Annotated in this window: 11 protein-coding genes; 9 read left to right on the forward strand and 2 right to left on the reverse strand. The window is 62.1% G+C overall.

Going from position 1 to position 13079, the window contains the following annotated elements:
- Positions 1 to 121 precede the first annotated feature (121 nt).
- The 9 genes from ABE528_RS14710 (at position 122) to ABE528_RS14750 (ending at position 11137) form a co-directional block, all read left to right on the forward strand.
- Complete coding sequence (locus ABE528_RS14710; RefSeq protein WP_346653395.1) at positions 122 to 2056, forward strand: FAD-dependent oxidoreductase; 1935 nt, start codon at positions 122 to 124, stop codon at positions 2054 to 2056.
- A gap of 152 nt (positions 2057 to 2208) precedes the next feature.
- Positions 2209 to 3105, forward strand: a complete 897-nt coding sequence (locus ABE528_RS14715) for a nitrilase family protein (RefSeq protein ID WP_346653341.1) — start codon at positions 2209 to 2211, stop codon at positions 3103 to 3105.
- Positions 3106 to 3114: 9 nt separating this feature from the next.
- Entirely contained in the window at positions 3115 to 4269 is a 1155-nt protein-coding gene (locus tag ABE528_RS14720; RefSeq protein ID WP_346653342.1) for a hypothetical protein, read from the forward strand.
- A complete protein-coding gene (locus tag ABE528_RS14725; RefSeq protein ID WP_346653343.1) occupies positions 4266 to 5255 on the forward strand; it encodes an asparaginase in 990 nt (329 codons plus the stop codon). The genes ABE528_RS14720 and ABE528_RS14725 overlap by 4 nt, the downstream gene beginning before the upstream one ends.
- Before the next feature lie 88 nt (positions 5256 to 5343).
- On the forward strand, positions 5344 to 5898 hold the full coding sequence (locus tag ABE528_RS14730; RefSeq protein ID WP_346653344.1) for a UPF0149 family protein: 555 nt from the start codon (positions 5344 to 5346) through the stop codon (positions 5896 to 5898).
- Between the two features lie 124 nt (positions 5899 to 6022).
- Positions 6023 to 6646 (forward strand): glutathione S-transferase, encoded by a 624-nt coding sequence (locus tag ABE528_RS14735; protein WP_152954079.1) that lies wholly within the window; start codon positions 6023 to 6025, stop codon positions 6644 to 6646.
- Positions 6647 to 6674: 28 nt separating this feature from the next.
- Positions 6675 to 8687 (forward strand): pyridoxamine 5'-phosphate oxidase family protein, encoded by a 2013-nt coding sequence (locus ABE528_RS14740; RefSeq protein WP_346653345.1) that lies wholly within the window; start codon positions 6675 to 6677, stop codon positions 8685 to 8687.
- 61 nt (positions 8688 to 8748) lie between these two features.
- Positions 8749 to 9645 carry a LysR family transcriptional regulator gene (locus tag ABE528_RS14745; protein WP_346653346.1) on the forward strand — a complete coding sequence of 299 codons (897 nt, stop codon included), beginning with the start codon at positions 8749 to 8751 and terminating at the stop codon, positions 9643 to 9645.
- A 196-nt stretch (positions 9646 to 9841) separates the two neighbouring features.
- Positions 9842 to 11137: an MFS transporter gene (locus ABE528_RS14750; RefSeq protein WP_346653347.1), complete on the forward strand. Its 1296-nt coding sequence runs from the start codon at positions 9842 to 9844 to the stop codon at positions 11135 to 11137.
- 44 nt (positions 11138 to 11181) lie between these two features.
- Here ABE528_RS14750 and ABE528_RS14755 read toward each other — a convergent pair whose 3' ends face one another.
- Both ABE528_RS14755 and ABE528_RS14760 read right to left on the reverse strand, forming a co-directional pair.
- Positions 11182 to 12051, reverse strand: a complete 870-nt coding sequence (locus tag ABE528_RS14755; protein ID WP_346653348.1) for an aldose 1-epimerase — start codon at positions 12049 to 12051, stop codon at positions 11182 to 11184.
- Entirely contained in the window at positions 12051 to 12971 is a 921-nt protein-coding gene (locus tag ABE528_RS14760; protein ID WP_346653349.1) for a DMT family transporter, read from the reverse strand. Before ABE528_RS14760 ends, ABE528_RS14755 begins: the two co-directional genes overlap by 1 nt.
- Positions 12972 to 13079 lie beyond the last annotated feature (108 nt).

Genomic DNA, 13079 nt, shown 5'->3' on the forward strand with positions numbered 1-13079 from the left:
ACGCGAAATTGGCGACTTGCAGATGATGTTTACTTGAATCCAGAGCGCCCGGAAGCTGGAGTTGCCATAGCTAGATGAAGTTAAGGCGACAGGTACATTGACACGCACCGAGCACGACACAATGACAATTGGATCGTCACACAATCATCCCGCCGACTTGGCCATCGAGCCAAAAGACCTCATTCAGCCTTGGGCTGCCCGCTTTCCCAACCCGCCTGATCTGTGTTTCGACTATCGCCGCCTGGTCGAACAGGAGGGAGGAGTTGCCCGTGCCACACGCCATGAACAGCGCATTTGCATAGTAGGTGCCGGGATCACCGGATTGACTGCTGCGCGTGAACTATTGAGGTGCGGCTTTTCCCGTATCACGCTGATTGAGCAATCACAACGTGTGGGGGGCCGCCATCTGACGGTCGCGAACCAGGGGGCGGATTACAAACAGCCCTCGACGCCCTTCGAAATGGGGGCCATGCGCATGCCGTTCTTCAATAGAACCGGCGAGGCACCCAAGTCAGGGCGCTCGCTGATGGCTTACTACGCCGACCTGTTTGATCTGCACATCTCCGATTTCCCCAATCCCGGTACACCTTGGGTCAATGCCACGGGTATCTATTTGCGTGAAGGTCTGCTCGAGGGTGACGGCGAGCCGAAGCTGTTGATTTGGCGCAATCCGGAAGGTGATGCACCACCGCCGAGTGCAGTATTGCAGACGGTTCATGGCAAGTGGCGGCGTTTTGCCGAGCAGTTCGCCGAGCGTGTGGCAGCCGTATATGGTACGCAGGGATGGGAGGCAATGTGGTCAGCCATTGTTGAGCGTTATCATCATTTGTCGTTTCGCGACCTGGTCCATCTGCCAGCTCTGGAGACATTCGACCCATTAGTGCCGGGGGATTTCGGTGGGCTGGGTATGACCCGCGAAGAGTCGGCGATCTTCTATGCAATCGGCATTGGTGACGGCAGTTGGGGCGCTTTCTATGATGTCTGCTGCCTTTACCCGCTACGCACCGCCATCTTTGGTTTCAGCAGCCATTTGCAGCTTGTGCATGGCCGAGTCGATCATCTTGGCATGCCGTTGGCCGCTCCTCACCTGGGCGCCGGCGACGTGCCAGATAGTAGGGGGCTGAAGTTTCAGGCGCCTGCCTATATCGGCCTGGCTGCCTTGGATGAGTGCTTGCTGTTCATGGAAATCGATGCATCAGGGGCATCACTGTATAGTCATTTGCAGACGCGAGATGACGGCCTTCTGACTGATAGCTCGGTGTGTGGGCTGTACAAGCAGTCTGATGGGCGGATCAGAGTGGAGTATCAATGGCAGCACAGCCAGCCAAATGAGGCTCAACTGCTGAGCGACGTATTCGACAGTGTCATCCTCACTACGCCTTCGTGGTTGATAGAAACCAATATCCGCCTCGAAGGCTTCAGCCCTGAGGTCTTGCCACAAACGGTCATCGATGCCTGGAAACACGCCCATTGGGAAACCAGCTGCAAGGTCTATGCACCATTGCGCAAAAGCTTCCTCGACCGTAATCCGCATCTGCCACAGATACTCGTGACCGACAGCTTCGTGCACGATGTCTACGCCTATCGCTACAACGACAGTTACCCCGAAGACTGCATTTTGCTCAGTTATACCTGGGAGGATGATGCGACAAAACTGGCGTCGTTTTCAGATAGCGAACTGGCCGAGAAATGCATCAAGGAACTCGACCGGATCTTGTTGCGCTGCAGCAATATCGGAGAAGCCGTTTCGCCTTATATCGATAGTCGAAACATCCGCATACAGCGTTGGATGACAGACCGAAATGCTTTGGGGTGTGCGAAGTTGTACCGCCCGGGCACCTACTACGATGCTGTCAGCCTGATGAAGTACAACCGTGATCTGAGTAGCGCTTCGGGGCTCTATCTGGCCGGCGAGTCCTTCTCTGTAGATGCCGGCTGGACAGAGCCTTGTCTTCGCACGGCTATCGATGCGGTCATCAATCTCTGCAGTCACACTTCTGCTCATTTTCGTGACGGCTTCGAGCTCGCGCATTATCCGCACTATCAAGTTCGATAAGTGCTAGAAATCGAAGCGCATCTGTAGGACGTTTCGTACATCCTGATTCGCCTTTTCCCTTATGCCCCGTGGGAGTCTCCTGACTGTTGCTCCCCGGGCAACTCCCGTTCTACTGGCGTCCTTCCACAACAACCAAAACCAAGGAAGCCGCCATGCCTGCAGATTGCAAACCGGTAAGTCCCGTCCGTATCGCTGTTATCCAGTACGACCCACAAGTGGGCCTGGGGTACACCGAAGGCAACGTGAGCAAAGGGTTGGCGCTGGCCCAACGCGCTGTCAGTGAGGGGGCCACTCTGATTGTGCTGCCTGAGTTGGCCAACACCGGATATACCTTCCACTCTAGGGCCGAGGCCTATACGCATGCCGAGTCCCTGGATGACGGCCCCAGCCTGCTGGCTTGGGAAACGTTCGCTCGAGAACAACAGGTCTATCTCACAGCAGGCTTCGCCGAGCGGGATGGGCTCAAGCTCTATGACAGTGCCGTGCTGTTTGGCCCCGAAGGCCGGCTTGGGCATTACCGCAAGGCGCATCTTTGGAACCAGGAGAAGTTGTGGTTTACCCCAGGAAATCTCGGTTTCCCGGTTTTCGAAACGCCGATCGGCCGCATCGGCCTGCTGATCTGTTGGGACATCTGGTTTCCGGAGGTGCCGCGGGTGATGGCCAGTCAAGGCGCCGACATCATCTGCAGCTTGAATAATTGGGTGTGGACACCGCCACCCCTGTTCGATGCGGCGGGACGCTGTATGGCGTCGTACCTGACCATGACCGCTGCCCACGTCAACAACCTCTATATCGCAGCGGCCAACCGTATCGGTCATGAGCGGGGCGAGTGCTTCCTTGGCTGTTCGCTGATCGTGGGCACCGATGGCTGGCCGATCGGAGAGGTGGCCGGTGCCGAAGAAGAATGCATCATCTACGCCGATGTCGATCTGAGTGCAGCACGCTCGGCGCCTATCTGGAACAGCCTCAACGACCTGCCGCGCGATCGTCGTACCGATCTGTACGATGCCTCGTTGGGCTATCGCTTGCATCCAGCGATGCCGCGTTGAGGAGGGCGTATGGAACAGACACTTCCTGTCTCTCAGCAGCGTATGCCTTTACTGACGATGCTGGTTCTGGTGACTTTGCTGGTAGCAAGCGTAGCGTTTGGCGAATGGCCTGACTACTCAACGTTGGCCGCTTCACTGGAGCAGCCATTGAGCCGGCTGCGCTGGATTGTCGGAGATATCAGCGAAGTCGCTTTCTACAAACACGAACTGCCGGCGCTGGGCATGCTGCTAGGCGCCTGCCTGGCCCATTGGGCGCATGTGCAGGGGTATCGCTGGCAGGGTTTCGCCATCTGCTACGGCAGTGGCCTGTGGCCTTGGTTGTTTGCCAGCTCACTGCTCGGGCTGCTGCTTAGCCATGTGCTGTGGGGCTGGACACTGGCCAAGGGTACCTGGCAACCCACCTTCGTGGCTTTCGTCTCTCTGCCTGCCGCCATGGTGCTGCTGTTCGGCGGTGGCTGGCGGGTCACCCTCAGCGGTGCGCTACTGGGCTCGGTGTTGGTAACGCCAGCGAGCCTCTTGTTGGTTAACTACGTGTGCTATCCATTGCAACTGCCGGTGGTGATCGGCAACGTGAGCGGCATGGCGTTGGCGAGCCTGTTGGCATTTGGCTTGTGCAAGCGCTTTCCTGTGCTGGTGCGCGACGGCATACGCCCTTGCAGGCCTGAGTCTGCCACTGGCAAAGCTGACTACGGCAGGGTGTGGGTGTTGCGCCGGGTACTGGCCGATTTCAGCGAAGCGCCGTTTTTCGGCAATGAGTTGGCCAGCCTCGGGCTATTGGTGGGGGCGCTGCTCGCCCAGGTATTGGCACCTTCGGCACCCGCCTATGGATCCCAACTGCTGCTGCCGATGATCGCGGGCCAGGCATTGGCCTCGTTACTCGGCGTGCTGCTGTGGCGGCGCCAGTGGCGCGAGCGCGGGTGGTACCCGACCTATATTCCCATTGTGTCGATTGTGCCCGCTTCGGTGCTGACGTTGGGCGCAAGCTGGCAGGTGGTGCTCGGCAGTGCCGCCTTGGGGGCGCTGTGTGCGCCACCACTGGCGGCGGCAATCAGCCAGCGCCTGCCGGGTTACATGCACGGATTTATCGGCAATGTAGCGTCCATGGCCGTGTGTACAGCCGGCATCGTATCGGTACTGAGGCTGCTTCTGGGGACTGAAGCATGAACGTTGTAGATTGCTTGCCTCGTTTGTCGTTAGGCTGCTTGGGGGGAACGGTCAGCATGCAGAAAGGGTTACCCGGCAACGGTGTGACGCCGCAGCTGGGAGGGGACGAGTTGTTGGCTGGAGTACCACAGTTGGCGGCGCTCGCCGAGATCAGCACCGTCACGCTTGGCCTGCTACCCAGCGCATCGCTGACGTTCCGGATCCTGCTCGATGTGCTGGCCTGGGCGCGTGGCGAGGTGGAGCGCGGAGCACAGGCGGTGGTGTTAACTCAAGGGACGGACACACTTGAGGAGTCAGCCTACTTTCTCGATTTGCTCTGGCCTTTCGATATACCGCTGGTGATGACCGGAGCCATGCGCTCGGCCAGTCAGCCGGGTAATGATGGGCCGGCCAACCTGATGGCTGCAGTGCAGGTAGCGCTGGCGGGCAAGAGCCACGGGCGGGGTGTGCTGGTGGTGCTCAATGATCAGATTCATCTCGCCGCCCATGTCCGCAAGACTGCCAGCCTGGCGATGGCTGCCTTCGAGTCACCCGGCTGGGGCATTGAAGGCAGCGTGGTGGAAGGGCAGGTGATCTATCGTGGCCTTCCGTCACCGCGCAAGTTTTTACCGCTGCCGAAACATTGCGAGCAGCGTGTCGCCTTGCTCGATGCTTGCCTGGATGTAGACAGCGCACTGCTGCAGGCCATCCCGTCGCTTGGCTACGAGGGCCTTGTTGTTGCTGGGTTCGGTGCGGGCCATGTGTCCATTGCCTGGTCTCAGACAATGGCGCGGGTTGCCCAGAACCTGCCGGTAATCGTGGCGACGCGTACCGGCTGTGGACCGACTGCAAGGGCCACCTACGGCTTTGTCGGTGCGGAAATCGACCTGCAGAGCAAAGGTGTGCATATGGCTGGCAGCTTGTGCCCGCGCAAATGCCGAATATTGCTATGGCTCTTGATTGGCCTGGATAACCAGGCGGCACTGCCGGATTGGTTGGCACACTAGGGAAAATGCCCGCCGCAGCGAAGCGGCGGCTACCTTCGAGCAGTCCTGTGTTAGGGTGCACACATCATTGCTTTCCAGGATGTTTCCCATGCTCCCTCCGCTCAGCGAAAAAGAACTCGCCCGCCTCGAAGACCTGCTGATCACCTACGGCAACGATTATTCGGTGCTCAACCTTGCCGAGCTCAACGGTTTTTTCACCGCCCTGGCCAGCTCGCCGGTCGACGTGCTGCCAGAGCAATGGCTGCCCACCGTCGCTGGCGGCAAGGTACCGAAGTTCAAGAAACCCGCCCATGAGGAGGCCTACACCGCCTTGATGCTGCGCTATGCCTACCAGGTCGCCGAGCAACTGGCGGAGAACCTCGAAGGCTTCGAGCCGTTGTTCGAGGAGAGCGAGGCCGAGGAAGGGCCGGCGATCATCATGGAGGAGTGGTGCTTCGGCTACATGCGCGGCACGCAGGTCGCGGCTTGGGGCGAGTTGCCGGCAGAGCAGGATCAACTGCTCAAGGCGATTTCACTGCATGGGCTGGAAGACAACTTCGAGTTGCTCGATGCCATGAGCTTCGATGAGTTGCAGGCTTGCGTGCCGCATGTGATTGAGGCTGCGCGGGGCTTGTACCGCTATCAGAAGCAGTCGCGGCACTGACCCGTCGATTATTTCGCTAGGCGAAATTATGGTTTGTCCCCGGCACTGATTCTGCTGCCAGCCGAATCAGCGCAGGATGGGCTCCACCTGGCACCACCCCGGTGCCAACCCTGGAGCCCAACCCATGATCAAACTCTACAACTTCCCCAAGTCTGGCCACGCCCACCGCATCGAGCTGATGCTGTCGCTGCTCGGCCTGCCTACCGAGCTGGTGTTCGTCGACCTGGCCAAAGGCGCGCACAAGCAGCCAGATTTCCTCGCCCTCAACCCGTTCGGCCAGGTGCCGGTGATCGATGACAACGGCACTGTGATCGCCGATTCCAACGCCATCCTTGTCTACCTGGCCAGCACCTACGACAAGGCGGGCAAGTGGCTCCCCCATGACCCGGTGAATGCCGCCCGCGTACAGCGCTGGTTGTCGGTTGCCGCCGGGCCATTGGCCTTCGGCCCTGCAGCCGCCCGCCTGGTGACGGTGTTCGGCGCTTCGTTCAACGCCGACGAAGTCATCGGTCGCGCGCACACCTTGCTCAAGGTAATGGATGCCGAACTGGCCAAGTCGGCGTTCCTCGCCGGCAATGAGCCGACCATCGCCGATGTTGCCAACTACTCGTACATCGCCCACGCCCCCGAGGGCAATGTCTCGCTGGAACCCTATCCCAACGTGCGCGCCTGGCTGGCCCGGATAGAAGCGTTGCCTGGCTTCGTCGCCATGCCGCGCACTGCCGCTGGCTTGCAGACCACCATCTGAGCCGCTACTCCACACGAGGACTGCCGCCATGCAGCAACTCCCCCGTCATCGCACTTCGCCCTGGCATGCCGGCGAGAAGCGCCTGCAGGAACAGGTCGGTGTTTCAGAGCGCATGGAAGTGTTCGGGCAGAAGGTCATTCGTGACTACATGCCCGACCAGCACCGCGCGTTCTACCAGCAGCTGCCGTTCATCGTCGCCGGCGCTGTGGACCAGGCCGGCAGGCCTTGGGCGACGCTGCTCGAAGGCCCGGAAGGCTTCGTCAGCTCGCCCGACCCGCGGCAATTGCGGATAGACACCCGCCTGGCCAGCGACGACCCGGCAACGCCCGGGCTGGCTGATGGCGAGGCGATCGGGCTGCTCGGCATCGAGCTACATTCGCGCCGGCGCAACCGCATTAACGGGCTGATCGCTCACACGGCGGGTGGGGCGCTGGAGGTGCGGGTCGAGCAGGCTTTCGGCAATTGCCCGCAGTACATCCAGCTGCGCGGATACCGCCGCGTCGATGAACCTTCGCAAGGGCGGACCGATGCGCAAGGGCTGGATGCAACGACCACCCAGATGATCACGAACGCTGATACCTTGTTCGTCGCCAGTTACATCGATCACGCCGACGGGCAACGTTCGGTGGACGTCTCGCACCGTGGCGGCCGCCCTGGCTTCGTCAGGGTTGAAGGCAACCGCCTGAGCATTCCCGATTATGCCGGCAACCTGCATTTCAATACCCTCGGCAACCTGCTGGAGAACCCGCTCGCCGGGTTGTTGTTCGTCGATTTCAGCAGCGGTGATGTACTGCAAGTGACCGGGCGCACCGAGGTGATACTCGACAGCCCGTTGATCACCGCGTTCGAGGGCGCCGAGCGGCTGTGGACGCTGGACATCGAGCGCGTGGTACTGCGCCGTGCAGCGGTGAGTTTGCGCTGGGCCTTTGAGGAATACGCGCCCACCAGCTTGCTGACCGGCACCTGGGCCGAGGCGGAGCAGCGCCTTCAGCAACGTGAGCGGCAGCGCCAGTGGCTGGCCTGGCGGGTGGCGCGCGTGGAGCAGGAGAGTCGCGATATCCGCTCGTTCTATTTCGCTGTGGATGAGCCGGTCGCGTTCATGCCAGGCCAACACATTCCCGTGCGTATCCCGCTGGGGGCCGATGCACCGCTGATTCGCACCTACAGCCTGTCCTGCGCGCCGTCCGATGGCTACCTGCGGATCAGCGTCAAGGCGCAGGGCCCGGCGTCGCGCTATCTGCATGAGCATGTCAGGGCAGGGGACAGGCTGGAGGTGCGCCTGCCCATGGGCAGCTTCACCCTGGATAGCGCCAGCGACAGGCCTGTGGTGCTGATCGGTGCGGGCGTGGGCATCACACCATTGATCGCCATGCTGCGCGAGCTGTTGGCGAACGAGCAGGGGCGGCGCATCCATCTGTTCCATGGTGCCCGCAGCCTGAGTGATCTGCCGTTCCAGCAGGAACTGGCCGAATTGCGTCAGCGAGCCGGTGCACGTTTGAGCGTGCATCGTTCGTTGAGCCAGCCTGAGGCTGAAGCGGTGCAAGGGCGTGACTATGAGCACACAGGGCGCTTGGGTATCGAGCAGGTCAAGGCAACGCTGGGGCTGGACGATTACGACTTCTACCTGTGCGGTCCGGCCAGCTTCACCCAGGACGTGTACGAGGGGCTGCGCAGCGTGCATGTGCCGGATGCCCGCATTCGTGCCGAAGCGTTCGGGCCATCGACGCTGCGGCGGCATGGCGACGACAACCGGCCCACGCTGCAACAGCCTCCGCCTGCCAGCGAGCCGGTGCCGGTGTACTTCGCCAGCTCTGCCAAGGAGGCGCGTTGGGCGCCTGGTGCTGGCACCTTGTTGGAGCTGGCCGAGGCACGCGGGCTGTCGCCGGAGTTCAGTTGCCGGGGTGGGTCTTGCGGGACGTGCAAGACCAAGGTGGTGAGTGGGCAAGTGCATTACCCGAATCCGCCTGCCGAGATGCCGGAGGAGGGGACTGCGCTGATCTGTTGTGCGGTGCCGGCCCAGGCGTTGGTGCTGGAGCTTTGAGGCCGGCACAGGCAACGCAAATAGCGGATAATGCCGACACCCCCGATGCCCAGGAGCGCGCATGGACCAGATCCACCTGATGAGGGTGTTCGTTGCCGTCGGCGAGCTCGAAAGCTTCGCCGCTGCCGCCCGCCGCCTGGACATCTCGCCCGCCGCCGTCACCCGTGCGGTCAGCGCGCTCGAAGAACAGATCGGGGTCAAGCTGCTGTTGCGCACCACCCGCAGCGTGCGCCTGACCGAGGCAGGCAGCCGCTACCTGGAGGACACCCGGCACATCCTCGCCAGCATCCACGAAGCCAACGAAGCCGCGGCCGGTATCAACGCCACGCCCAAGGGTGAACTGGCGGTCACCGCGCCGATCCTGTTCGGCAAGAAGTTCGTCATGCCCTGCATCGTGCGCTACCTGCAGCAATACCCCGAAGTCGATGTGTCGGCGTACTTCCTCGACCGCGTGGTGAACATGGTCGAGGAGGGCATGGACGTGGCCGTGCGCATCGGGCCGCTGCCCGACTCCGGCCTCAAGGCGCTGCGCGTGGGCCGGGTGCGGCGGATGCTGTGCGCATCGCCCGACTACCTCGCGCGGATGGGCGAGCCGCAGCACCCGTCGGACTTGCCGGAACATGCGGTGATCGCCACTACCACCCTCTCGCCGCGCGCTGGCTGGCGCTTCGGCCTGGCCGATGAGCCGACCCTGGTACGCATGAAGCCGCGGCTGACAGTCACCAGCAACGATGGCGCCATCGCCGCGGCAGTGGGCGGGTTGGGCATCGCCCGGCTGCTGTCGTACCAAGTGGTCGATGAACTGGCCAGCGGCCAGTTGCAGGTCATTCTCGCCGATTACGAGGAGGCCCCCTGGCCGATCCATATCCTGCACCGCGAGAGCAAGCACGGCTCGGCCAAGGTGCGTTCGTTCATCGACATGCTGGCGCAGGACCTGCGAGCCCGGCAATTGGACTGAGCGACGAGGTCGTACAACTAAGCTGGTTTACCCATAGGCTTGCAGCAAGAGCACCCTTTTGACGGGTCATGAATAATTGTTGTTGTACGACGACCTATGACATGGCAATCTTCGCCTGAAACAATTTGTCTCATTTCGCCCTGCCGGCGCATGAGGCCGATCACCCGTCACTCTAAAAACAAGATTCAGGTGAACCATGAAGATCAAAGGCATCCGTTGGTGGATGGTCAGCCTTGTCACGGCCGGGCTCGTCGTCAACTACCTCGCCCGCAACACCCTCTCGGTGGCAGCCCCCACGCTGATGACCGACCTCTCCATCACCACCGAGCAATACGCCAAGATCGTTGCAACCTGGCAGATGTGCTACGCGCTCATGCAGCCGATCGCTGGCTGGCTCATCGATTTCATCGGCACCAAACTGGGCTTCGCCGTGTTCGCCCTGGCCTGGTCGCTGGCCTGCGCGGGGGCCGCGCTGGCCAGCGGCTGGCAGAGCATGGCGTTGCTGCGCGGGTTGCTGGGCATGACCGAGGCTGCCGGCTTGCCGGCCGGGGTCAAGGCCACCACCGAGTGGTTCCCGGCCAAGGAACGCTCGGTCGCCATTGGCTGGTTCAACATCGGCTCGTCCTTGGGTGCACTGCTGGCGCCACCGCTGGTGGTGTGGGCGATCCTGCATAGTGGCTGGCAGCTGGCGTTCGTCATCGTTGGCGTGTCCGGTGTGCTGTGGACCTTGCTGTGGATGCTGCTGTACAAGCATCCGCGTGATCAGAAGCGCCTGAGCGACGCTGAGCGTGACTACATCCTGTCCGGCCAGGAAGCCCACTTCAAAGCCGAGCAGCGCGAGAAGGGGGCCTGGAAGCGCATCTTCAAGACCCGCAACTTCTACGCGATCGCTTCGGCACGTATTCTCTCCGAGCCGGCCTGGCAGACCTTCAACGCCTGGATTCCGCTGTACCTGATGACCGAGCGGCACATGAACATCAAGGAAGTGGCGATGTTTGCCTGGCTGCCGTTCCTTGCTGCCGACATCGGTTGCGTGCTCGGGGGTTACCTGAGCCCGATGTTCCATCGATACTTCAAGGTGTCGCTGTTCACCTCGCGCAAGATGGTGCTGGTATTCGGCGCCAGCTGCATGATCGGCCCGGCTTGCATCGGCTTGGTCGAAAGCCCGTACATGGCGATTGTGCTGCTGTGCATTGGCGGCTTTGCCCACCAGACCCTGTCGGGGGCGCTGTATTCGATCACTTCGGATTCGTTCAGCAAGGACCAGGTGGCGACCGCGACCGGCATGGGCGGGATGTGTGGTTACCTGGGCGCGGCGCTGTTTACCCTGGTGTTTGGCATCCTGGTTACGCAGATCGGCTACAGCCCATTGTTCGTGGTGCTGGCGGCGTTCGATATCGTGGCGGCAGTGCTGGTGTGGAAGGTCGCCCGCGAGGTCAATGGGGCTGCTTCGCAAAAACCGCTGGAAGCGTCGGCTGAGGCATTGGCGTAGGGTTTGAGATTCCGGGGCTGCAAAGCAGCCCCAATCTCAGGCAGTCACAATGGCTGATATTGCATCCTGAATCCCAGACTGGTTGTTTCTCCCTCCTGCAACAATCTCAATCCCGGCCGCCCCGGCAGATGATGCGCATTGATCGGGTGGCTAACCGGCTCGAAGCAAAAGAACGGCTGTTCATGGGGGCAGAACAACAGAAAGTGTTCGGCGCCGCGAGCGTTGCACACTAGCCGATACCCCGCGCCCGGTTGTTCGATCACACAGTTACCAGGCCATTCGCTAAAGGCATGATCGACCACGGCTGCCGGCAATGCCTGTTCGGTTGAGAAGTTCCAGTGATCAGGTATCTCAGCTTGCCGTGACGGCAACGCTCCATTCTCCGCCAGCCAAACGGTGCGCGCCTGTGCATGCAATCGTGTATCGGGATGGCGCGGGAAGTACGGGTGCAGACCCAACCCATACCAGGTGGCCGCCGGGTCCAGATGCGTCACCTGCAGGTCAATGTTCAGGCAGCCCTCGTGCAGTTGCACATCAAGCGTCGCCCGGTAGGCGAACGGTATTGTGCTGTCGAGGCTCAAGCGGGCGTGGTGCTCGCTGTGGTGCTCCACCTGCCAGGCCTGTTGCCAGGCACTGCCGTGGATCGGGTAAGGGTCATGCCCGGTGTTCGGTGCCAGGGCCAGCCAGCCATCAGGGCGCTGAAAGCCGCCCTCGGCGATGCGGTTGGACCATGGCGCCAACGGGTAGCAGCCCAGGCGCCGCGGGTTGCCGCTGGCCAGGGCGGCTTCGTCGGCAGGGCGCAGCAGCGCCTGGCCGGTGGCGCTGGCCTGCCAGTTGACCAGGCTGGCGCCCAGTTCGGGGGCGATGCTCAGGCAGGTAAGGCGGTCTTCCAGGTGCAGCAGGGGGACGCTCATCAGGGCCTCCGGTAGGTCAGCAGGACGATGCCGCACACCACCACGGCGCCGCCAATCAATTGCACGCCACTGAGATGCTGGTCGAGCAATGCCCAGCCCAGCAGCAGCGTGGCGATGGGTTCGACGTTCATCACCGGCGCGTTCTGCGCCATGTTCAGCTTCGGCACGCAGACGAACAGCAAGGTGAAGGCCACGCCATACAACACCACCAGGCTGGCCAGCGCCATCCAGCCGCTGGCGCTGCCAGGCAGCGACAAGCCGGCCGGCATCACGCCGCTGATACCGGCGACCAGCATGCTGGTGAACACGATCAGCAAGGTCAGCAGGCTGCGCACCGGGCCGCGCACGGCAGCCAGCTTGTGGTCGGTGATCCACAGGGCGCAGGCGAACACACAGGCGGCGCAGAACGCCAGGCTCACACCCAGGGCCCAGTGCGGGTTGGCGTCGTGGTTGTCGCTCAGGTGGCTCGGCACGTCCAGCGCCAGCACCAGGCCGCAGAGGATCAGGCCCATGAACAACACGGTGCGCCCAGTCGGGCGGGTGCCGCCCAAGGCCCAGGTGAGCAGCGCCAGCAGCATCGGGAAGGTGTTGCCCACCAACAAGGCCAGGGCCACCGGAATGCGCGCCACGGCCGAATACAGGCACAGGCTCTGGGTGGCAATCAGCAGGCCCAGCAGCAGTTGCCAGCGCCGTGTGCCGGCAGGCAGGCCCAGCGGCTGGCGTTGCCACAGCACCAGGCTGGCCAGCACCAGCAAGGTGATGCCCGAGCGGCAGAGAATGGCCAGCAGCACGCCGGTGTCGTCGTCGAAGGCGATGCGTGCGGCGATGTGGTTGCCGGCGAACGAACAGGCCAGCAGGGCCAGCAGGGCGATGGCCAGTTTGCGCGGGAAGAGGTTTGCAGCAGAAGAAGGGACAGCCATGTGCAGGATCCGTTTGCATTGAGAACCTGGGGCTGCTTTGCAGCCCATCGCAGGCAAGCCAGCTCCCACAGGGGTGTTGCAAGCCCTGAGTCCTGCGCGGTCCCTGTG

Source organism: Pseudomonas sp. TWI628, assembly GCF_039673865.1.
GTDB lineage: Bacteria > Pseudomonadota > Gammaproteobacteria > Pseudomonadales > Pseudomonadaceae > Aquipseudomonas.

Bases quoted from the DNA above. Each gene is read 5' to 3' on its own strand.
- ABE528_RS14710 (WP_346653395.1), top strand. From the start codon at position 122: ATGACAATTGGATCGTCACACAATCATCCCGCCGACTTGGCCATCGAG.
- ABE528_RS14715 (WP_346653341.1), top strand. From the start codon at position 2,209: ATGCCTGCAGATTGCAAACCGGTAAGTCCCGTCCGTATCGCTGTTATC.
- ABE528_RS14720 (WP_346653342.1), top strand. From the start codon at position 3,115: ATGGAACAGACACTTCCTGTCTCTCAGCAGCGTATGCCTTTACTGACG.
- ABE528_RS14725 (WP_346653343.1), top strand. From the start codon at position 4,266: ATGAACGTTGTAGATTGCTTGCCTCGTTTGTCGTTAGGCTGCTTGGGG.
- ABE528_RS14730 (WP_346653344.1), top strand. From the start codon at position 5,344: ATGCTCCCTCCGCTCAGCGAAAAAGAACTCGCCCGCCTCGAAGACCTG.
- ABE528_RS14735 (WP_152954079.1), top strand. From the start codon at position 6,023: ATGATCAAACTCTACAACTTCCCCAAGTCTGGCCACGCCCACCGCATC.
- ABE528_RS14740 (WP_346653345.1), top strand. From the start codon at position 6,675: ATGCAGCAACTCCCCCGTCATCGCACTTCGCCCTGGCATGCCGGCGAG.
- ABE528_RS14745 (WP_346653346.1), top strand. From the start codon at position 8,749: ATGGACCAGATCCACCTGATGAGGGTGTTCGTTGCCGTCGGCGAGCTC.
- ABE528_RS14750 (WP_346653347.1), top strand. From the start codon at position 9,842: ATGAAGATCAAAGGCATCCGTTGGTGGATGGTCAGCCTTGTCACGGCC.
- ABE528_RS14755 (WP_346653348.1), bottom strand. From the start codon at position 12,051: ATGAGCGTCCCCCTGCTGCACCTGGAAGACCGCCTTACCTGCCTGAGC.
- ABE528_RS14760 (WP_346653349.1), bottom strand. From the start codon at position 12,971: ATGGCTGTCCCTTCTTCTGCTGCAAACCTCTTCCCGCGCAAACTGGCC.